This is a genomic window from Spongiibacter marinus (genome assembly GCF_016906995.1).
GTDB classification, from domain to species: domain Bacteria; phylum Pseudomonadota; class Gammaproteobacteria; order Pseudomonadales; family Spongiibacteraceae; genus Spongiibacter; species Spongiibacter marinus.
Genome location: NZ_JAFBBD010000006.1, coordinates 1 through 18884, shown reverse-complemented (window position 1 = coordinate 18884; position 18884 = coordinate 1). Strand labels below are relative to the sequence as shown.

Annotated in this window: 20 protein-coding genes and 3 tRNA genes; 13 read left to right on the top strand and 10 right to left on the bottom strand. The window is 55.3% G+C overall.

Going from position 1 to position 18884, the window contains the following annotated elements; genetic code table 11:
- Positions 1-115: 115 nt before the first annotated feature.
- Both HNR64_RS10055 and HNR64_RS10050 read right to left on the bottom strand, forming a co-directional pair.
- The gene (locus tag HNR64_RS10055) at positions 116-745 is read right to left on the bottom strand and encodes an L-threonylcarbamoyladenylate synthase (protein ID WP_204996365.1); all 630 of its coding nucleotides are present in this window, start codon (positions 743-745) and stop codon (positions 116-118) included.
- Between the two features lie 18 nt (positions 746-763).
- A complete protein-coding gene (locus HNR64_RS10050) occupies positions 764-1591 on the bottom strand; it encodes a PHP domain-containing protein (RefSeq protein WP_204996364.1) in 828 nt (275 codons plus the stop codon).
- 114 nt (positions 1592-1705) lie between these two features.
- Between HNR64_RS10050 and HNR64_RS10045 the strand changes: the two genes are divergently transcribed.
- From HNR64_RS10045 to HNR64_RS10025, 5 genes are all read left to right on the top strand, one after another.
- On the top strand, positions 1706-2419 hold the full coding sequence (locus HNR64_RS10045) for a VC0807 family protein (protein WP_204996363.1): 714 nt from the start codon (positions 1706-1708) through the stop codon (positions 2417-2419).
- A 2-nt stretch (positions 2420-2421) separates the two neighbouring features.
- Positions 2422-2721: a YciI family protein gene (locus HNR64_RS10040; RefSeq protein ID WP_204996362.1), complete on the top strand. Its 300-nt coding sequence runs from the start codon at positions 2422-2424 to the stop codon at positions 2719-2721.
- Positions 2722-2808: 87 nt separating this feature from the next.
- Positions 2809-3480, top strand: coding sequence for a TIGR04211 family SH3 domain-containing protein (locus HNR64_RS10035; RefSeq protein ID WP_204996361.1), 672 nt, complete (start codon positions 2809-2811; stop codon positions 3478-3480).
- A gap of 4 nt (positions 3481-3484) precedes the next feature.
- Positions 3485-4063 carry a peptidylprolyl isomerase gene (locus HNR64_RS10030; protein ID WP_204996360.1) on the top strand — a complete coding sequence of 193 codons (579 nt, stop codon included), beginning with the start codon at positions 3485-3487 and terminating at the stop codon, positions 4061-4063.
- A 12-nt stretch (positions 4064-4075) separates the two neighbouring features.
- Complete coding sequence (locus HNR64_RS10025) at positions 4076-4834, top strand: pyridoxine 5'-phosphate synthase (protein WP_204996359.1); 759 nt, start codon at positions 4076-4078, stop codon at positions 4832-4834.
- Between the two features lie 171 nt (positions 4835-5005).
- Here the strand turns inward: HNR64_RS10025 and HNR64_RS10020 are convergent.
- The 3 genes from HNR64_RS10020 to HNR64_RS10010 form a co-directional block, all read right to left on the bottom strand.
- A tRNA-His gene (locus tag HNR64_RS10020) sits at positions 5006-5081 on the bottom strand.
- 24 nt (positions 5082-5105) lie between these two features.
- Positions 5106-5182, bottom strand: a tRNA-Arg gene (locus tag HNR64_RS10015).
- A gap of 24 nt (positions 5183-5206) precedes the next feature.
- Positions 5207-5283: transfer RNA gene (locus HNR64_RS10010), tRNA-Pro, on the bottom strand.
- 166 nt (positions 5284-5449) lie between these two features.
- On the opposite strand from HNR64_RS10010, the gene folD reads away from it, so the two are divergent.
- Genes folD through HNR64_RS09995 form a run of 3 tightly spaced genes read left to right on the top strand, consistent with a single transcriptional unit; the run spans position 5450 to position 7329 of the window.
- On the top strand, positions 5450-6295 hold the full coding sequence (gene folD / locus HNR64_RS10005) for a bifunctional methylenetetrahydrofolate dehydrogenase/methenyltetrahydrofolate cyclohydrolase FolD (protein ID WP_027873889.1): 846 nt from the start codon (positions 5450-5452) through the stop codon (positions 6293-6295).
- A 9-nt stretch (positions 6296-6304) separates the two neighbouring features.
- Complete coding sequence (locus HNR64_RS10000; protein WP_204996358.1) at positions 6305-6961, top strand: lysophospholipid acyltransferase family protein; 657 nt, start codon at positions 6305-6307, stop codon at positions 6959-6961.
- Positions 6962-6963: 2 nt separating this feature from the next.
- Positions 6964-7329 (top strand): VanZ family protein, encoded by a 366-nt coding sequence (locus HNR64_RS09995; protein WP_204996357.1) that lies wholly within the window; start codon positions 6964-6966, stop codon positions 7327-7329.
- On the opposite strand, the gene cysS is transcribed toward HNR64_RS09995, so the two are convergent.
- Positions 7326-8723 carry a cysteine--tRNA ligase gene (gene cysS / locus HNR64_RS09990; RefSeq protein ID WP_239547778.1) on the bottom strand — a complete coding sequence of 466 codons (1398 nt, stop codon included), beginning with the start codon at positions 8721-8723 and terminating at the stop codon, positions 7326-7328. The two genes, HNR64_RS09995 and cysS, sit on opposite strands and share 4 nt — an antisense overlap.
- Before the next feature lie 95 nt (positions 8724-8818).
- On the bottom strand, positions 8819-10495 hold the full coding sequence (locus tag HNR64_RS09985) for a glutamine--tRNA ligase/YqeY domain fusion protein (protein WP_204996356.1): 1677 nt from the start codon (positions 10493-10495) through the stop codon (positions 8819-8821).
- Between the two features lie 150 nt (positions 10496-10645).
- On the opposite strand from HNR64_RS09985, the gene HNR64_RS09980 reads away from it, so the two are divergent.
- The 4 genes from HNR64_RS09980 to HNR64_RS09965 all read left to right on the top strand — a co-directional run bounded on the left by HNR64_RS09980 (position 10646) and on the right by HNR64_RS09965 (position 13927).
- Positions 10646-11140 carry a peptidylprolyl isomerase gene (locus HNR64_RS09980; protein WP_204996355.1) on the top strand — a complete coding sequence of 165 codons (495 nt, stop codon included), beginning with the start codon at positions 10646-10648 and terminating at the stop codon, positions 11138-11140.
- Positions 11141-11143: 3 nt separating this feature from the next.
- Positions 11144-11866, top strand: coding sequence for a UDP-2,3-diacylglucosamine diphosphatase (locus HNR64_RS09975; RefSeq protein WP_204996354.1), 723 nt, complete (start codon positions 11144-11146; stop codon positions 11864-11866).
- A 199-nt stretch (positions 11867-12065) separates the two neighbouring features.
- The gene (locus tag HNR64_RS09970; protein WP_204996353.1) at positions 12066-13364 is read left to right on the top strand and encodes a CmpA/NrtA family ABC transporter substrate-binding protein; all 1299 of its coding nucleotides are present in this window, start codon (positions 12066-12068) and stop codon (positions 13362-13364) included.
- Positions 13361-13927: an ANTAR domain-containing response regulator gene (locus HNR64_RS09965; RefSeq protein ID WP_204996352.1), complete on the top strand. Its 567-nt coding sequence runs from the start codon at positions 13361-13363 to the stop codon at positions 13925-13927. Before HNR64_RS09970 ends, HNR64_RS09965 begins: the two co-directional genes overlap by 4 nt.
- A gap of 18 nt (positions 13928-13945) precedes the next feature.
- On the opposite strand, the gene HNR64_RS09960 is transcribed toward HNR64_RS09965, so the two are convergent.
- Positions 13946-14557, bottom strand: a complete 612-nt coding sequence (locus tag HNR64_RS09960; protein ID WP_204996351.1) for a MiaE family protein — start codon at positions 14555-14557, stop codon at positions 13946-13948.
- Positions 14558-14607: 50 nt separating this feature from the next.
- Complete coding sequence (locus HNR64_RS09955) at positions 14608-15075, bottom strand: DUF1289 domain-containing protein (protein WP_204996350.1); 468 nt, start codon at positions 15073-15075, stop codon at positions 14608-14610.
- Positions 15076-15489: 414 nt separating this feature from the next.
- On the opposite strand from HNR64_RS09955, the gene acnB reads away from it, so the two are divergent.
- Positions 15490-18117: a bifunctional aconitate hydratase 2/2-methylisocitrate dehydratase gene (gene acnB, locus HNR64_RS09950; protein ID WP_027873897.1), complete on the top strand. Its 2628-nt coding sequence runs from the start codon at positions 15490-15492 to the stop codon at positions 18115-18117.
- Between the two features lie 233 nt (positions 18118-18350).
- Here the strand turns inward: acnB and HNR64_RS09945 are convergent, their stop codons facing one another.
- Complete coding sequence (locus HNR64_RS09945; RefSeq protein ID WP_204996349.1) at positions 18351-18707, bottom strand: YibL family ribosome-associated protein; 357 nt, start codon at positions 18705-18707, stop codon at positions 18351-18353.
- Between the last annotated feature and the right edge of the window lie 177 nt (positions 18708-18884).

Genomic DNA, 18884 nt, shown 5'->3' with positions numbered 1-18884 from the left:
GGCGCACCGGGCAGATTTTCTGCTACCGGCTGTTCGTTATCCTGACCGTTGCCCTGCTGCACGAGCGCCCCCTATTTTCACTAAGCCGGCGATTATACGGCTATCTGCTCGAGCGTCACAGCGCTTGTTCAAATTGACTGACATCGCCAAGTCCGCGGCGAAGCACTACTGGCACGTCATCCACGAGATCGACCACAGACGTTGCCTCCATGCCACAGTAACCGCCGTCTATCACCAAATCGACGTGGTTCGCCAGCGTATCGCGAATGTCATAGGGGTCCGTCATCGGCAAGTCTTCGCCTGGCAGAATCAGGCTCACGCTCATTAGTGGCTCATTCAGCTCTGCTAATAGGTCCAGGCAAATTTGGTTGTCGGGTACGCGCAGGCCCACGCTCTTGCGCTTGGGGTGGTGAAGGCGCTTAGGGACCTCGGGTGTGGCACGCAAGATGAAGGTGTAAGGCCCGGGAATTAGGTTTTTGAGCAGGCGAAAGCTGCTGTTATCAACCCGGGCATAATTACCCAGCTCAGAAAGATCGCGGCACATTAGCGTGAAATTGTGCTTGTCGTCCAAACGACGAATCGTTCGGATGCGCTCCAATGCACTTTTATCCCCGAGGTGGCAGCCCAGCGCATAGGCCGAATCAGTGGGGTAAGCGATCACGCCGCCACTGCGGACGATATCGGCCGCCTGTTTGATTAACCGTGCCTGTGGGTTTTCGGGGTGGATCTGAAAAAATTGACTCATAATTATCCTTAAATGCGGTCAGCTGGCCCTTAGCCAACGCTGCCATACCGGCTGACAATTTCCCACTACCTCGGCATCACAGCCAAGGTCACACCACTGGCTTAAGTGGTGAAAATCACTGCCAGCCGACGCTTCAAATTCAAAGTGCCTGCACAGCTCACGCAGGTAACGTAACTCTTGGTCCGCAGGCCGGCCATTACACACCTCCAGCGCCTCGCCGCCCAGATCTTTAAACTCTACGAGCAAGCGACGCAGCTTTGCATTGGTCATTTTGTAGTGCATAGGGTGGGCAATCGCAGCCACACCACCGCCGGCGTGTATCCATGACAACACAGACGCCAACGATGGCCACATCGCCTTTACATCGCCAATTTTGCCAGCGCCCAAAAAGCGGTCAAAGGCCTCATTCATCGACCCCACATAGCCCTTTTCAACCATATAACGGGCGAAGTCTGGTCTACCCAGCGGCCGGTCAGCGACACTGCTCCGCAATGCCTCAACATCAATATCGATGCCCTTCTTGCTTAAACGGGCGGCAATTGTCTCGCTGCGCTGCTCCCGCGCCACTTTCTGCCCCGCGATGGCATCGCACAGCAGCGGCTCAGATACGTCCAGCCCCAAACCCAATACGTGAATGTTGACGCCATTCCAGTTGCATGAAAACTCCGCACCACACACCAGCTGCAGATCGCCGGGAAGGTCTTCTAGCGCCTGGTAAGCATCGACCGTATCGTGATCAGTAATTGCCAACAGATCAACGCCACGATCAACCGCGCGCGCCACCAACTCCTGGGGGGTCAAACCGCCATCGGAGGCGGTGCTATGGGTGTGTAAATCGATTATCAAGCTTTAATACTCCAGCACCTCTGTGGCGCTCACCCCCTGCGCTAGTGATAACGCGGGAAAATGGTTATAGTGAGCCGCGCATTCGCGCAGACAATCCCGACCACAGGACGAACCATGCCCCCAAACAATCAGGGCAAGCCACGGCACAGTGCCGTGACCAACCTCTTATTCAATATTGTGATACCGACGCTGATACTCACCAAGTTCAGCGGCGAAGAAGACTTGGGGCCTAGCCTGAGCATCATTATCGCACTGGCTTTTCCCGTGAGCTTCGGCGCATGGGATTATATTAAAACCCGCCGCACCAACATTTTTTCCATACTCGGTTTCGTCAGCATCTTACTGACCGGCGGGATCAGCCTGTTGGAGCTGGACCCTCAATATATCGCCATTAAAGAGGCGGCGATCCCCGGCCTGATAGGCCTTGCTACGTTGCTGTCACTATACACGCCCTATCCGCTGATCAAAACGCTGTTGTTCAACGATGAGGTTGTCGACACCGCGCGTATCGAGAAGGCGCTTAGTGAGCACAATGCCCACAACGCCTTCAACGTAGCCCTTCGCCGAGCAACCTACTTACTGGCTTTCTCTTTTTTCCTGTCCTCGACCCTGAATTACCTGCTCGCCAAGTTTATTTTGGTCAGCCCTCCAGGCACCCCGGAGTACAGTGCCGAGCTGGGAAAAATGACCGGACTCAGCTTTCCCGTCATCGCACTGCCCTGCACAATCGTGATGATGGGCGCCCTGTTCTACCTAATGAACAGAGTTAAGAGCCTCACAGCACTGGAGCTCGAACAGATTTTTAGATTACACCAGGATCAAAACTAATCATGTTTTACGCCATTCTCAGTGAAGACGTCAGCAACAGCTTAGAAAAGCGCCTGACCGCGCGTCCTGCCCACCTCGCGCGCCTAGAGGAACTAAAAGCCGATGGCAGGCTCTTAGTTGCTGGCCCTCACCCCGCCATTGACAGCAACGACCCGGGAGACGCGGGTTTCACCGGAAGTCTGGTGATCGCCGAATTTCCCAGCCTGGAAGATGCTCAGCGCTGGGCCGATGCAGACCCTTACATTGCGGCCGGCGTGTACAGCAAAGTTAGTGTAAAACCGTTTAAAAAAGTACTGCCCTAGAACAGGGCGCCAAATTGCAGTCTGCAACCATGTACATTACTCTTATTCATTAATACCTTACCGCAATTTTTTAAAGTGGAATTAACAGTGAAGAAACTCACCCTTCTCGGCCTTGTGACCGTCCTGCTCACCCTTTCTGGCCAACTGTTCGCCGAAACCCGCTATATCAGCGACAAGGTTTATGTACCACTTCGTGTAGGGGATGGCAGCAAATACCGAATCGTTCATCGCGGTCTGCCCAGTGGCACTAAGCTTGAACTCATTACCACCAACGAGAGCACGGGCTACTCCAAAGTCAAAACGACAAGCGGTACCGAAGGCTGGCTGCCCAGCCACTACCTTGTCGAGGCGCCCGTTGCACGCACACGCTTAAAAGAAGCGGAAGCCAAACTCAGCAGACTCAGTGAGGCAAACAAAGCCCTCCGCGAGCAACTCAAAAACACCACGCAAAGCAGTGAGCAAACCGCCTCCATTGTGGAACAACTAGAACGCGAGAACACCGCCCTCAGCGAAGAGCTGGACGCGATCAAACGCATCTCTGCCAACGCCATTAAACTCGACAGCGACAACCGCCGCCTGCTTGAGAGCAACCAGATGCTGAGCAGTGAGGTCGATGTGCTCAAGACCGATAACGCTCGCCTGCGTGAAAACAAAGAAAACGAATTTTTCCTTAACGGCGCCTTCGCGGTGCTTATCGGCGTAATGATCGCTCTAATCGTCCCACGCATGATGCCTAAGCGGCGTTCCGAATGGGGCTAAGACGATGCGTATAACCGCTTTTTTATGCCTTTTACTCTCACTCAGCATCGCACCTGCCCACGCTGGCGATAAGCCCGTTGTCACCCTGCACACCAGCAAGGGAGATATCCGCATTGAGCTGCTGCCAGACCGCGCGCCCATTACCGTGGAAAATTTCCTGAATTACGCGAAAAGCGGTTTTTACGACGGAACCATTTTTCATCGCGTCATTCGCCGCTTTGTCGTTCAAGGCGGCGGCTTTACAGCGGATATGGTTGAAAAACCCAACGGCGAACCGATTGTTAACGAGTCCAAAGCAAGCCGGTTGAGCAATCAGCGCTGGACGGTTGCCATGGCAAGAGCCGACGACCCGAATAGTGCCCGCTCGCAGTTTTTTATTAACCTGCGAATGAACCTGTCGCTCGACGCACGCATGGGCCGCGACGGCTACGCGGTGTTCGGCCATGTCATTGATGGGCAGCATGTCGTAAGAGACATTAGCAATGTGCGCACCCAGCGCGTCGGCGACTTTGAGGACGTGCCCATGGAGCCGATTATTCTGGAGCGAATCAGCATCAGCAAGGCAAGCCCCGCCACTAAATAGCCAGAGGCCGCGATGACCGCACTCAGCATCAACCTGAACAAAATTGCCTTAATCAGAAACTCGCGCGACACCGAGTACCCAAGTGTCATCGAACACGCGAAGCGCTGTATTGCTGCAGGCGCACACGGTATTACCGTCCACCCTCGCCCCGACCAGCGCCACATACGGGCAGACGACTGCTACGCCTTAGCAGACGTGCTGGACGTGGAGTTTAATATTGAAGGCAACCCGCTGGCCGCTCCCATGAAAAGCGATCGGACTGGCGTCAGCGACTACCCCGGCTTCATGGAGATCATTCGCCGGACTCGCCCCGCTCAGTGCACCCTGGTGCCGGATAACAACAGCCAGCTAACCTCCGACCACGGTTTCGACCTCAAGCGCGACGGAGAAAAAATTGCGCCTATTATCGAAGAGCTTCGTGCAATGGGTGTGCGGGTCAGCCTGTTTATGGACCCCGATGCCGAACAAATACGCCTAGCCAAAACCTTCGGCGCCGACCGCATCGAGCTGTATACCGGCCCCTATGCCCAAGCCTATGGGAGCCCTCAGCAGGAGAACTGCCTCGCCCGTTTCGTCAACGCCAGCCGCGTTGCCGCCGAAAGCGGCTTGGGCCTGAATGCAGGCCACGACCTTAACCTGCACAACTTAGCGCTCTTCAAGCGCAGCGTGGATCAACTGCTGGAAGTGTCGATCGGCCACGCCTTCACCGTGGACGCTATTGAACTTGGCCTGGATCGAGCGATTGCCGCCTACCTGGACTGCCTTCGCTAGAACTGCTCCGCGAGGCGGCGTTATTAGCAGCGCGCAAACACAGGCCGCTGGAACGCCGTCGGGATGTCCATCCAAACGCTATACAAAACATAAAACATAACGCACGAAGACACGACGACAGTCGCGATGCTGTACGGCAAATAATTCGAGGAGAAAATTAAGACAATAAGATGGGGTGGCCGACGGGGCTCGAACCCGCGACAACAGGAATCACAATCCTGGACTCTACCAACTGAGCTACGGCCACCATAACGTATGACTTGACCTGTAATGGCACGCCCGACAGGATTCGAACCTGTGACCGACGGCTTAGAAGGCCGTTGCTCTATCCAGCTGAGCTACGGGCGCAAAAAGCGTCAAGAGTTGACGAAATGGTCGGGGTAGAGAGATTCGAACTCCCGACATCCTGCTCCCAAAGCAGGCGCGCTACCAGACTGCGCTATACCCCGAAACATGTGTAACTCATGCCCCCTTACAGGAGCTGCGCATGATACGCAGACACCTCTGAGGCGTCAACAATTTTAGAAAAAAAACTTACGACTTTATTGGCCAGTGCATTTTCGGCGTGCGACAATAACAGCTTATTTTCAATCATCTTTTTCGGAGACAACCGGGATGGCGGCACAAATTCTGGACGGCAAGGCACTGGCGGCAAGCTGGGAACAACAGCTTTCAACTCGAGTGGCAGCACTCAAAGAAAAGTCCGGTGGCAAAACCCCCATTCTGGCGACGATTTTGGTTGGCGACGACCCCGCCTCTGCGACGTACGTAAAGATGAAAGGTAACGCCTGCAGACGCGTCGGCATGGATTCTATGGCCGTTGAGCTGCCCTCCTCCACGACCACCGAGCAGTTGCTGGCAAAGATCGACGAACTGAATAACGACAGCAATGTGCACGGCATCCTCCTTCAACACCCCGTGCCCGCCCAAATTGATGAGCGCGCCTGTTTTGACGCTATCGCCTTGCATAAAGATGTCGACGGCGTCACCTGCCTGGGCTTCGGCCGCATGGCAATGGGCGAAGACGCCTACGGCTGCGCCACCCCCAAAGGCATCATGCGCCTGTTGGAGCACTATAAGATTGATATCGAAGGCAAGCACGCTGTTGTCGTTGGCCGCAGCGCGATTCTTGGCAAGCCCATGGCAATGATGTTGCTGGAAGCCAATGCCACAGTCACCATTTGCCACTCCCGAACGCAAAATTTGCCCGCGCTGATCAAGCAGGCCGATATTCTCGTCGGCGCCGTGGGCAAACCAGAGTTTATTAAAGCTGAGTGGGTGAAAGATGGCGCCGTTGTCGTCGATGCCGGTTACCACCCAGGCGGCGTTGGCGATATTGAACTCGCCCCGCTGCACGAGCGAGCAAGTGCCATTACTCCGGTACCGGGCGGTGTTGGCCCCATGACCATTAACACCCTCATATTCCAAAGCGTCGATTCAGGCGAGAAAGCACTGGCCTAAGGCGACTCCGTGGCAAAACGACAACGCAAGCCCAAGGTTATTGGCCCGGGGCAGAAGGCAGCACGCGGTATTTTAATCGGCTTTATGCACGGTTTATTTTTGCTGACGCGCAGCGTGCGCTTTCGCAATAAACCCAGCATTGAAACGCCGTGCGTAATCGCGGTGTTTCACGACGAGCTACTGCCGCTGTGCAAGTACTTTGCGCACAGCAACGCCAGCACGATCGCGTCACAGAATCACTTTGGTTACGCCATCGGTAAAGCCCTAGAGCGCTACGGTTACCAAGTGGCACTTGGCTCACCGAGCCGCGGCGGCCGCGATGCGTTTTTCCAGCTGTTGCGACGAAGTAAAACGGCATCGGTAACGGTATTCACGGTAGACGGCTCTCGCGGCCCACGCCACGAAATGAAAGCCGGCGCGGTAGCACTCGCGAGAAAGACCGGACTCCCGCTCTACTTAATGCGTGTGGACTACAAAGGCTGGCGGATTCAATCAACCTGGGACAAATTCAAGGTTCCACTGCCCTTTACTTCGGTGACATTCCATAACGAGCGCTTCCCGCTTGAAGATTATTCAGCAGACACCGATGTGGACGCGATAACGAAGGTCGCCGAGCGCCGACTGCAAGGACTGCTGGCTGACGACTACCGGCAAGAGAAGGTATAGCCATGTGGCTTAAGCGCTGGCAGCAATGGCTGCTGCTGTCCGTGTACGCCGCTGTAATCACCGCCCTATCACTAACGCCCGCCAGCACCATGCCGGACATCACGCTCTGGGACAAAGCCCAACACTTCATTGCCTACGCGGTGTTTATGGGCTTCGCTTATCCGGTTGCCAACACCCTGCGTGGCCGCCTGCTATTCGCCATCGCGATTATTCTCTACAGCGCCGCCATGGAATACGGCCAATCCTGGATGCCCGGCCGCGCGCCTTCAGGCGGCGACCTGCTTGCCAATAGCCTCGGAGTGATTATTGCCTTTGCAATAATGAGCGCGGTTGGCGCAATAATTAAACGCCGACGTCGGCGAGCCTAGGCCCGCCGCCAGGTCGTGCCCTCGCGACTGTCTTCTAGCACCACGCCACCTTCAAGCAGTTGAGCACGAATACCGTCGGCGCGAGCAAAATCCCGGTCTTTCTTGGCCTGTACCCGCTCGGCGATCAAGGATTCAATCTCCTCGGCGCTCAATTCACCCGCACTACCTGCCTGCAGGAAGGCCTCTGCCTCGCAACCCAGAATACCCAGAAGCGCACCAAGCGAACGCAGCAGCGCCGCCTGTTCCGTCACTGCTGCGTCCTCGCCAGCTGCGCGAGCGTTATTGAGCTCGCGCACCAGGTCAAATAGCACAGCCAGCGCTTCCGGCGCTGCAAAGTCATCACTCATGGCCGCGTCAAAGCGCTGCACATAGCGATTGTCTGCTGGCAATTCGTTGTATGGCGTTACCGGCTCGACGGGAAGCCCTTTCAGCGCGTGGTAGAAACGCTCGAGGTTTTGCCTGGCGATTTGCAGATTATCCTCGGAGTAGTTGATGGCACTGCGGTAGTGACTGGAGATCAGAAAATAGCGCACCACCTCCGGGTGATATTTGTCGAGAATTTCTCTAATAGTGAAGAAGTTACCCAGTGACTTGGACATCTTTTCGTTGTCCACACGCACGGCCCCGGCATGCATCCAGGTGTTCGCATAGGGCTTACCGGTAGCCGCCTCAGACTGCGCGATTTCGTTTTCATGGTGAGGGAAAACCAAATCCGGGCCACCACCATGAATGTCAAAATTATCGCCCAGGCAGCAGGTGGACATCGCCGAGCACTCGATGTGCCAACCGGGACGCCCCTCTCCCCAGGGTGACGGCCAGCTGACTTCGCCACTTTTTGCGGCCTTCCACAGCGCAAAATCGCGCGGGTCTTCTTTGGCCTCGTCAACCGCTATTCGCGCTCCCGATAGCAATTCGTCTGGCTTCTTACCGGATAGCTTGCCGTAGCCCTCGAAGCGACTCACACGATAGTAAACATCGCCGTTGTCTGCCGCGTAGGCAAAGCCGCGCTCGATCAACCGTGCGATCATTGCCAGAATATCTTCTATATGCCCAGTCGCTCGCGGCTCGGCATCCGGAGGCGCTATCCCCAAACGCTCCGCATCTTCATGCATGGCCGTAATGAAGCGCTCGGTCAACGCGGTGTAATCCTCGCCGTTTTCGTCTGCACGGCGCAGGATCTTGTCATCGATGTCGGTGATATTGCGCACATAGTTCAGCTCGTAACCCTTGGCGCGCAAATAGCGGCTGATCACATCAAAGGCCACCAACACCCGCGCGTGCCCCAAGTGGCAGTAGTCGTAGACGGTCATGCCGCAAACGTACATCTTCACTTTGCCAGCTTCGATCGGTGTAAAGGCTTCTTTCTTGCGACTCAGGGTGTTGTATATCTGCATACTGATGCTTTCGCTTATTCCGTCGGCGCGTAGAGAAGCGCCGAGTATCTATTTAAGGGTAGTGACTATTTATGTGTCGTGCCTATGTGGTGGCCTCAGGCCTCCGCCTTACCCCAACTATCGCGCAGCGCAATTGTGCGGTTGAATACGGGCTGCTCCGCCGAGTGCTCGTAACGGTCAGCAACGAAATAGCCGGTGCGCTCAAATTGGAAACGGCTCTCCGGTGCGCAATTGGCCAAGCCCGGCTCTATCCAGCAGTCTTCCACAACACTCAATGAGTCGGGGTTAACATGCTCCAAGAAATCTTCACCGCCGCGATCCGGTGAGGCGTGGTTAAAGAGCCGGTCATAAATGCGAACCGTCGCCCGACGACCTTCACTGGCAGAAACCCAGTGAATCACCCCCTTGGGCTTTACGCCATCGCTGGGGTCTGCACCGAGAGTATCGGGGTCATAGCTGCAGTGAACCTCAACAATATTGCCCTGCTCATCTTTGACCACCTGCTCAGCGAGCAGCACATAGGCATTGCGCAACCGCACTTTTTTACCCAGCACCAGCCGTTTGAACTTCTTGTTCGCCTCTTCACGGAAATCATCACGCTCGATATAAACCTCGCGCGTGAACGGTAGCTGGCGCTCACCCAGGTCATCGCGATTGGGGTGGCCCGGTGCGCCAAGCTGCTCCACCTGGCCCTGCGGGTAATTGTGAATAACCAGCTTTAGCGGATCCATCACGCACATTGCGCGCGGCGCATTTTTATCGAGGTCATCGCGGATCGCGTGCTCAAGCATCGCCATGTCGACAATCCCCTCACTGCGGGCCACACCCACCATCTCGCAAAAATGGCGCAGCGCTGCGGGCGTGAAGCCACGGCGACGCATCCCGGCAATAGTCGGCATGCGCGGGTCATCCCAGCCAGCGACAATATTCTCGTCAACCAGTGCTTTCAACTTGCGCTTGCTGGTAACGGTGTAATTGATATTCAGGCGCGCAAATTCATACTGCTTGGGCTCGGCTGGCACCGGCAGGTTTTCTATAAACCATTCGTACAGCGGGCGATGATCTTCAAACTCCAAGGTGCAGATCGAGTGCGTAATCCCCTCAATGGCATCGGACTGACCGTGAGTGAAGTCATAGGTGGGATAAATACACCACTTATCACCCGTTTGGTGATGGGTCTGCTTGCGTATGCGGTAAATGATCGGGTCGCGCAAATTAATATTCGGCGCTGACATATCGATTTTGGCGCGCAGCACTTTCGCACCCTCTTCGTATTCACCGTTGCGCATCGCCTCAAACTCAGCGAGGTTCTCTTCAGGACTGCGCTCGCGAAAGGGACTGTTTCGGCCCGGCTCAGTTAACGTGCCGCGATACTCTCGCGCCTGCTCTGCGCTAAGTTCGCACACGTATGCCTTACCGGCGTTGATCAACGCCACCGCGTAATCATAAAGCGTGTCAAAATAATCAGAGGCATAGCGCACCGGGCCCGCCCACTGATAGCCCAGCCACTGGATATCTTCCTGAATAGCATCGATATAGGCCTGCTCTTCCTTGGCAGGGTTGGTGTCGTCGAAACGCAAATGACACTGGCCGCCAAAGTGCTCAGCCAGACCAAAGTTCAGGCAAATCGACTTGGCGTGACCAATATGCAAAAAGCCATTGGGCTCCGGAGGAAATCGGGTGACCAGTGAACCACTCAGGCGGCCTTCCTCGATATCCTTGCGGATGATGCCGCGCAAAAAGTTATTACCAGTGACGTCTTGTTCACTCATTGAATCGCAAATCTCTTGGTTTATTGCGCCAGTGACAGGCGCACGATGCATAAAGGTTGTCGACGGCAAACGTAGGCCCGGTTTCGCCGCCAATGCAAAAACCGTATTATAGCGGCTTTAATTTCGGCTTATAAGCGAGAATCAACGCAAATGGTTATCTTTAAAACAAATTTTGGTGACATCAAGATCGAACTCGACTTCGAAAACGCGCCCAAGACCGCAGAAAATTTTAAGCAGTACGTTGAGGAAGGCTTTTACGACGGCACCATCTTCCACCGCGTTATCGACGGCTTTATGATTCAAGGCGGCGGTTTCGAGCCCGGCATGAAACAAAAAGCAACCCGCGAGCCCATTGAAAACGAAGCAGATAATGGCCTCAAAAACACTGTTGGCACCCTGGCAATGGCACGCACCATGGACCCACACTCTGCCAGCGCGCAATTCTTTATCAATGTGAAAGACAACGACTTCCTGAACCACAGCGGCAAAAACATGCAGGGCTGGGGCTACGCGGTATTTGGCAAAGTCAGCGAAGGTATGGACGTTGTTGAAAAAATTAAAGCGGTACGCACTACCAGCGCCGCGGGTCATCAAGACGTTCCCGCCGACGATGTGATCATCGAAAAAGCGGAGTGGCAAGGCTAGGCTATGCGCAGTCTGTTTATTTCAGACTTGCACCTTGACGAGCAGCGCCCGGATATCACCCGGGCGTTCTGCCAGTTTCTGCAAGACGACGCCTCCAAGGCGAACGCGCTCTACATTCTTGGCGACTTCTTTGAGAGCTGGCTGGGCGACGATGACAGTAGTCCCCTGATTGAGCAGGTCAAAACCGCCCTCCTCGAACTCAGCAATACCGGCTGCCAAGTGTATTTTATGCACGGCAATCGCGACTTCTTAGTCGGTGATGCATTTTGCCAAGCGGTCTCGGCAACACGCCTCGACGACCCCTGCGTGATCGACTTACTCGGCGAGCCCACGCTGTTGATGCATGGCGATAGCCTATGCACCGGCGACGCCGAATATATGCAGTATCGGGCAATGGCTCGCTCTCCAGAGTGGCAGGCACAGGTGTTAAGCAAAAGTCTTAGCGAGCGCCGCGCCCTCGCCAAACAGCTGCGCGCCGCCAGCAGTGAAGCCAATAGCAACAAGGCCGAAGATATCATGGACGTCACGCCCTCAGAGGTAGAACGCATCATGACCCAGCATCATTGCCAGCGACTGATTCACGGCCACACTCATCGTCCCGCGCGACATGCTTTTACCCTTAACAACAAGCCAGCCGAACGCATCGTACTCGGCGACTGGCACCGCCAAGGCTGGGTGCTCGATTGCAAGGATAGCGAGATCGTACTCCGCGCCTTCGATATCTAAATTGCGCACCACTTTTGGGCGTTTGCGAAAGGCCGCCCCAAACTCGCGCACTTTCTTTTTCACTGGGGCGGTATGGCATGCTCGTCATTAGCGCCCACACTGCACAACGCACCCCGAAAGCCCCCAAGAAGACTGGCATAAGTATTGCTGAGTTACCCCGTATATAACGACCAATACGGTAATATCAGGAACTCTTGGCATGCCCCACCCCACAACGGCAACACCGCCAGAAAAGCCGCGCCTGCGGCTGGGCTTCATCCCTCTCACGGATTGCGCACCCTTGGTCATTGCCTTTGAGAAAGGCTACTTCGCAGCAGAAGGCCTTGACGTTGAGCTTTGCCGGGAAACCTCATGGGCCGCCATTCGCGACAAAGTAGGCTTGGGAATTCTGGATGGGGCGCAGATGCTCGCCTCCATGCCACTGGCCAGCCGACTCGGCATTGGCGGTCCACGTTTCGATTTTGTCAGCGGCATGGTTCTGGATCTCAACGGCAATGCCATTACGCTCAGCAATGAGCTGTTCCAACACCTGGCCGCTATTGACCCCCACTCCGCTCGCTGCCCCAGCGCCGCCGCAGGGGCACTAAAACAGCACCTTCAAGTGCGCGAGGCGTCAGCGGCGCCCTTGCGCTTGGGCATCGTTTACCCCTGCTCAACCCAAAGTTTTGAGCTGCGTTATTGGCTGGCGAGCGCTGGCATCGACCCCGAGCGCGATGTCGAGCTGGTCGTGGTACCACCACCGAAGATGGTTACCGCGTTGAGCGAGGGTAATATCGACGGCTTTTGTGTTGGCGAACCGTGGAATACGCTGGCCGTTCAACAACGACTCGGGCATGTCGTGGCGACCAAATACCAATTGTGGAACAACAGCCCGGAGAAAGTCTTCGCCGTCACTGAGCAATGGAGCCACCATCATCCCAACAGCCACCGAGCAGTGCTTCGTGCACTGCTTCGGGCCTGCCAATGGCTGGATAAAAAAGAGAACCGTCGTCGCGCCGCCAAGATCATTAGTCAAGCTGCCTATATCGCGCTACCCGAGGACACTGTTGCGCTATCACTTCGCGGCTTCTCTCAGCGCCATCACGGGGAAGCCCCGGAAGAGGTGGCCGACTTCCATGTTTTCCACCGCTACTGCGCCAACTTTCCCTGGCTGAGCCACATTGATTGGTACATCTCACAAATGTACCGCTGGCAACTGTTAAAAATGCCCATCAAGCTCGACGACACGGCAAGGGCCATTTTCAAACCCGACTTATATCGCCAGGTCGCCGCCTCCCTGGGAATCGACAGCCCCCAGATCGACCGCAAAACGGAGGGCAATCTGCCTCAGAAAATGCTGTTTTCAGACTCCCAGCAGCTGGGACCCAACCAGTTTATAGATGGAAAAATCATTGGGGTTGGCGGGACCTTAAAGTATCTCGAAGCGCTGCCGCTACCAGAGCCCGAATTGTCGGCACTGCGACTTATGAACCCCCAACAGGCATCGGCACGCGGATGAGAGCACTACTTATCGACCTAGCACCTGAGGACGCCAAGCACTTGGCAACAGCACTCGCTCGCGCCGGCATCGAATGCAGAAGCACGGAAAAGGACAGCGACCTGTACGATGAGCTGGAGCGCTGGCCACCGGAGCTCATTTTCGCCCGCACTGGCTCGCCACGGCGCGATGTGCTCGAACATGTCGCCCACACCCGGCGCGACAGCCCCCAAACCATTATCAGTCTCTTCGGCAGAGCATCTGAGGGGATCGCTCGGCTAGCCGCCGAACTCGATATCAGCCTGTACGCCATCAGCAGCCTTCGCGACAGTTTGCTGCAAGCGTTAATTGATATTGCGATTAGCGAGCTTCACAGCCATCAGCAGTTGCAAACTGAAGTCGCTGCTGCGCAATTTTCATCCAAACAGCGGCTGAAAACCCATGAAGCTATCACCTTCATCGTGGACAACTTCTCACTTGCCCCTCACCAGGCCGAGGCCCTGCTAAAGAAAAATGCACAGCGACAAAACCGCAGTGTTGAAGACTTAGCGGATCAACTGCTCAGCACCGGCTCCATGGGCTAGACCAGCTCAGCCGGCACCTTAGGCTGCGAGCAGCGGCCCGCTATGGAACCGGAACACCTCATCAGGCGTGAGAATCAACTCTTTCTCTCGCTCACAAAACAGCGCGACACGCGGCGCAATGGGCTCGTCTGAATAGCGCTGTGCGAGGCTTAAATAGTCTTTGAAATGCCGGGACTCAGACTTGAGCAGAGAGAGGTAGAATGCACCCAGTTCGTCATCGAGTTCCGGCGCGATCCGCGCAAAACGCTCACAACTGCGGGCCTCTATCAACGCCCCACAGACCAAGATATCCACTAATTTACCGGGATCGCTGCTGCGGCACAGCTCCCGCAAACCATTTGCGTAGCGCGCCGACGAAATATGCCGGTAGGCAACCCCGCGTTTTTTCATTATCGCCAGCACCTGCTCAAAGTGTCGCAACTCTTCGCGAGCAAGCCGGGACATCTTGTTGAGAAGATCCAGCTTATCCACATAGCGAAACATTAAGTTCAGCGCAGTGCCCGCGGCCTTTTTTTCGCAGTTGGCGTGATCAATGAGCAGCTCTTCGGGGTGGGCTAAGGCCGCATCAACCCATTCATTGGGCGTCTCACAAGGGAGAAAATCCAGAATTTCAGAAATGTCGACGGCCATACTCACTGCCCTGAAAAAACGCGGAAGTATATCAGCACGATGGGCCGGCCTCAGCCCTCTTTTTGCATATAGCGGCCGATGTAGCGCTCGTAGTGAGCCTGCGAAAGCAGATAGAACTCGCGGTCAATGGCCTCCCGCAATTCCAGCAGGCTACTGTCGCGCCAGACACTATCGACAACAAAGCCATACTTTCGCGGCTCTGTTATTTGCCCGGCACCGGCGCGCAGCAATTGAAACAACCATATATAAGGGTCTTTCTGCGCGGGATAGCGCACACGTTGCACGCCCAACTGCCAGGCCAGCAGCTCGGCATTAATAATATGAAGTTTGTCCTGCATCACCTGCACCAGGAACTGGTCCAGGCGTTCGTCAATGATGCGCTTCTGCTCCTGGTTGTAGCTATTCCAGTGAATCACCTCGTGACAAAAACGCTTGCAGCCACGGCAAACATCGTCACCGATACCAGTAGAGCAAACACCAATACAAGGTGTCGCCACACGGCGTAGCAAATCAGACAAAACAACTCCCGAGAACGTTTTTAAACGAGGCAAAAGAGTAAGCGAGCGCGTCCCCTGAAACAAGGGTCAGCCCACCGCGAAAAATAGGTGAATGCCATTGCCCCCGCGCCGACCTTTCCAGGCGGGGCGGCAAACTCACCGCTTGCGGCACCAACGCCGCTATCGTCATTAAGGTAGCCAAATCACTGCATTATTCACGCTTATGTTACGTCGGCGGTGGCTTTTTGGAGGAAAACCGCAGCAGTGGTAATAATCCTGTCGATATCCGCGCCCTATTCTTAACAAACCTTAACCTGGGTAGGGTTTTTCAGTATACTTGCCACCCCATTTCGCATCGATGACGGGCATCGATAGCCCCGGCCTCCGGCGATCCCGGACTACGGGTACCGAAACTGATAGAGAGAGGAGTTAACAGTGCTAGAAGCATATCGCAAGCATGTCGAGGAGCGCGCGGCGCAGGGCATCGTCCCCAAGCCCCTGAACGCAGAGCAAGTAGCCGGCTTAGTTGAGCTACTCAAGAATCCGCCAGCCGGTGAAGAAGAGACGCTGGTAGATCTGATCTCGAACCGCGTGCCACCGGGCGTAGATGAAGCAGCCTACGTAAAAGCAGGCTTCCTGTCTGCCATCGTTAAAGGCGAGGCTAGCAGCCCTCTCATCACCAAAGAAGAAGCCGTTAAACTGCTGGGCAACATGCACGGCGGCTACAACATCGCAACACTGGTTGAACTCCTCGACGACGCAGCACTGGCTCCTCTGGCTGCCGAAGAGCTCAAGCACACCTTGCTGATGTTTGATGCTTTCCACGACGTGGAAGAAAAAGCCAAAGCCGGTAACGAGCTGGCTAAAGCGGTTATGCAAAGCTGGGCAGATGGCGAATGGTTCACCAGCCGCGATGACGTGCCCGAAAGCATTGTTAAAACTGTCTTCAAGGTGACTGGCGAAACCAACACCGATGACCTGTCACCCGCGCCAGACGCGTGGTCGCGCCCTGATATCCCGCTGCACGCACTGGCCATGTACAAAATGGAGCGCGACGGCATCAAGCCCGACGAGCAAGGCAAAATTGGTCCCTTGGCCCAAATTGCTGAGCTGGAGAAGAAAGGCCACCCAATCGCAATGGTTGGCGACGTTGTTGGCACGGGCTCTTCACGTAAATCTGCTACCAACTCGGTACTGTGGTTCTTCGGTGACGACATCCCCGGCGTGCCCAACAAGCGCGGTGGCGGTGTGTGTATTGGCGGCAAGGTTGCCCCTATCTTCTACAACACCATGGAAGATGCTGGCGCCCTGGTTTTTGAAGCCGACGTTGAAAAACTCAACATGGGCGATGTGATTGAAATTCGCCCCTATGACGGCGTGATCAAGAACGTTGAAACTGGCGAAACTCTCAGCGAATTCAGCCTGAAATCCGACGTCCTGCTGGATGAAGTGCGCGCTGGTGGCCGTATCAACCTGATCATCGGCCGTGGCCTGACCACAAAAGCACGCGAATCATTAGGCCTGGAGCCCTCGACTCTGTTCCGCGTGCCTTCGCAGCCCGCCGACACTGGCAAAGGCTTCACATTGGCCCAGAAAATGGTCGGACGCGCTTGCGGCCTGCCCGAAGGCCAAGGCGTACGCCCCGGCACTTACTGCGAGCCCAAAATGACTACCGTCGGCTCTCAGGACACCACTGGCCCGATGACCCGCGACGAGCTGAAAGATCTGGCCTGCCTCGGTTTCTCTGCCGACCTGACCATGCAGTCTTTCTGCCACACCGCGGCTTACCCCAAGCCCGTTGACATCGACACCCAGCACAGCCTGCCTGACTTCATTATGACGCGCGGCGGTGTCTCTCTGCGCCCCGGCGACGGCATCATCCACAGCTGGCTGAACCGCATGCTGCTTCCTGACACAGTCGGTACTGGCGGCGACTCTCACACCCGCTTCCCAATGGGTATCTCCTTCCCTGCAGGTTCTGGTCTGGTCGCTTTTGCTGCAGCCACTGGCGTTATGCCACTGGATATGCCCGAGTCTGTGCTGGTGCGCTTTAAAGGCGAAATGCAGCCCGGTATTACCCTGCGCGATCTGGTTCACGCGATTCCCTACCAAGCCATCAAAGATGGTCACCTGACGGTTGAGAAAAAAGGCAAGAAGAACATCTTCTCTGGCCGCATTCTTGAGATCGAAGGTTTGGAAGGCCTGACGGTAGAACAAGCCTTTGAATTGTCTGACGCCTCTGCTGAGCGCTCTGCTGCGGGCTGTACCATCAAGCAAGGTATCGAGGAAATTTCAGAATACCTGCGTTCAAACATCACCCTGCTGCGCTGGATGATCAGCGAAGGCTACGGCGATGCACGCACACTTGAGCGTCGCGCTCGCAAAATGGAAGAGTGGCTGGCCAACCCAAGCCTGCTCGAAGGCGATGCAGATGCGGAATACGCAGCAGTTATCGAAATCGATCTGGACCAGCTGACCGAGCCCGTGGTTTGCTGCCCGAACGACCCAGACGATGCCAAGCTGTTGTCTGAAGTTGCCGGCGACAAAGTTGATGAAGTCTTTATCGGTAGCTGCATGACCAATATCGGTCACTTCCGCGCAGCCGGTAAACTGCTGGACGCCCACAAAGGCAGCCTCTCTACCCGTCTGTGGTTGTCGCCACCAACCAAGATGGACCAGCACACGCTGATGGAAGAAGGTTACTACAACATCTTCGGTGCCGCTGGCGCGCGTATGGAAATGCCAGGATGCTCGCTGTGTATGGGTAACCAAGCACGTGTTGCCGATGGTGCCACGGTGCTGTCTACGTCTACACGTAACTTCCCCAACCGCTTGGGTACTGGCGCCAACGTTTACCTGACCTCTGCCGAGCTGGCAGCGGTTGGCGCAATTGTTGGTCGCCTGCCTACGCCTGCAGAGTACCTGGAATACACTCAAAACCTGAAGAGCATGTCAGCGGACATTTACCGCTACATGAACTTCGATCAAATTGAGTCCTTCCAGAAAGGCGCTGAAGAAGGTGCGCGCATTGCCTCAGTAGAGATTACTGAAGTTTCTGCCTAAGCCATTGCGTTAAAATCAAGCCGCCTCCGGGCGGCTTTTTTTATGCCTGCAATACGCGAAAGTCTGTTAGCGCTAATCGTCATTGCATGGGTTGCGGCGATAACCTCGCCAATCAACTGGGCGCGGCACGGAGAAAAAAGAAGTTAGCTACAAGGCATAGCGTAGTGGCGGTTTTGTCACAACTCAAAGGGCTGGAAGCGACACTCGCCTCCAGCGGCACGTATTAACCCGGTCTAGAAAGACTTAGGGGAAAAGCCTGTCACCTCATCAAGCCCCATCTCGCGCCCCAGTGCGGTAAGCGGGTGCACAACAACCAAGCCTTTTACCGATTTTTTCAATTTACCCATGTCAGCTTGCTCGGCCTTGCTTAGAGCCCGCTTGAACTTCATTGCCTGCAGCATTTCAGCCTTGCTGTTGTTACTGCGTGACTGCTGCCCTTTAATACTGGCACGTCGTTTTTCCAATGCCGCAATTTCACGGTCAAATTGAGCGATCAAGATATCATCACCCCGACTCACCGCCGCTTGACGCTTTCGGCGCTGTAAATCGAGCTTGTTATTAATTTGCTGAATTTCTTTATTGAGGTTCACTACCCGGTCCTTTTACCCACGGCTACGGCGCGCAGTGTAACAAAAGCGACGCCTTATTCCCCTTGAAACAATAACTGTATACATATAAGGGGTATCCATTTAGCTCCACATAGCGTATAACTACTGGATGGATATCCATACTTTATCCCCGATTGCCGGCAAAGACTACCCCCAAAA

Excerpts from the sequence above, each read along its gene's own strand:
- HNR64_RS10055 (WP_204996365.1), bottom strand. The coding sequence starts at position 745 with ATGAGTCAATTTTTTCAGATCCACCCCGAAAACCCACAGGCACGGTTA.
- HNR64_RS10045 (WP_204996363.1), top strand. The coding sequence starts at position 1,706 with ATGCCCCCAAACAATCAGGGCAAGCCACGGCACAGTGCCGTGACCAAC.
- HNR64_RS10040 (WP_204996362.1), top strand. The coding sequence starts at position 2,422 with ATGTTTTACGCCATTCTCAGTGAAGACGTCAGCAACAGCTTAGAAAAG.
- HNR64_RS10030 (WP_204996360.1), top strand. The coding sequence starts at position 3,485 with ATGCGTATAACCGCTTTTTTATGCCTTTTACTCTCACTCAGCATCGCA.
- HNR64_RS10025 (WP_204996359.1), top strand. The coding sequence starts at position 4,076 with ATGACCGCACTCAGCATCAACCTGAACAAAATTGCCTTAATCAGAAAC.
- folD (WP_027873889.1), top strand. The coding sequence starts at position 5,450 with ATGGCGGCACAAATTCTGGACGGCAAGGCACTGGCGGCAAGCTGGGAA.
- HNR64_RS09995 (WP_204996357.1), top strand. The coding sequence starts at position 6,964 with ATGTGGCTTAAGCGCTGGCAGCAATGGCTGCTGCTGTCCGTGTACGCC.
- cysS (WP_239547778.1), bottom strand. The coding sequence starts at position 8,723 with ATGCAGATATACAACACCCTGAGTCGCAAGAAAGAAGCCTTTACACCG.
- HNR64_RS09985 (WP_204996356.1), bottom strand. The coding sequence starts at position 10,495 with ATGAGTGAACAAGACGTCACTGGTAATAACTTTTTGCGCGGCATCATC.
- HNR64_RS09980 (WP_204996355.1), top strand. The coding sequence starts at position 10,646 with ATGGTTATCTTTAAAACAAATTTTGGTGACATCAAGATCGAACTCGAC.
- HNR64_RS09975 (WP_204996354.1), top strand. The coding sequence starts at position 11,144 with ATGCGCAGTCTGTTTATTTCAGACTTGCACCTTGACGAGCAGCGCCCG.
- HNR64_RS09970 (WP_204996353.1), top strand. The coding sequence starts at position 12,066 with ATGCCCCACCCCACAACGGCAACACCGCCAGAAAAGCCGCGCCTGCGG.
- HNR64_RS09965 (WP_204996352.1), top strand. The coding sequence starts at position 13,361 with ATGAGAGCACTACTTATCGACCTAGCACCTGAGGACGCCAAGCACTTG.
- HNR64_RS09960 (WP_204996351.1), bottom strand. The coding sequence starts at position 14,557 with ATGGCCGTCGACATTTCTGAAATTCTGGATTTTCTCCCTTGTGAGACG.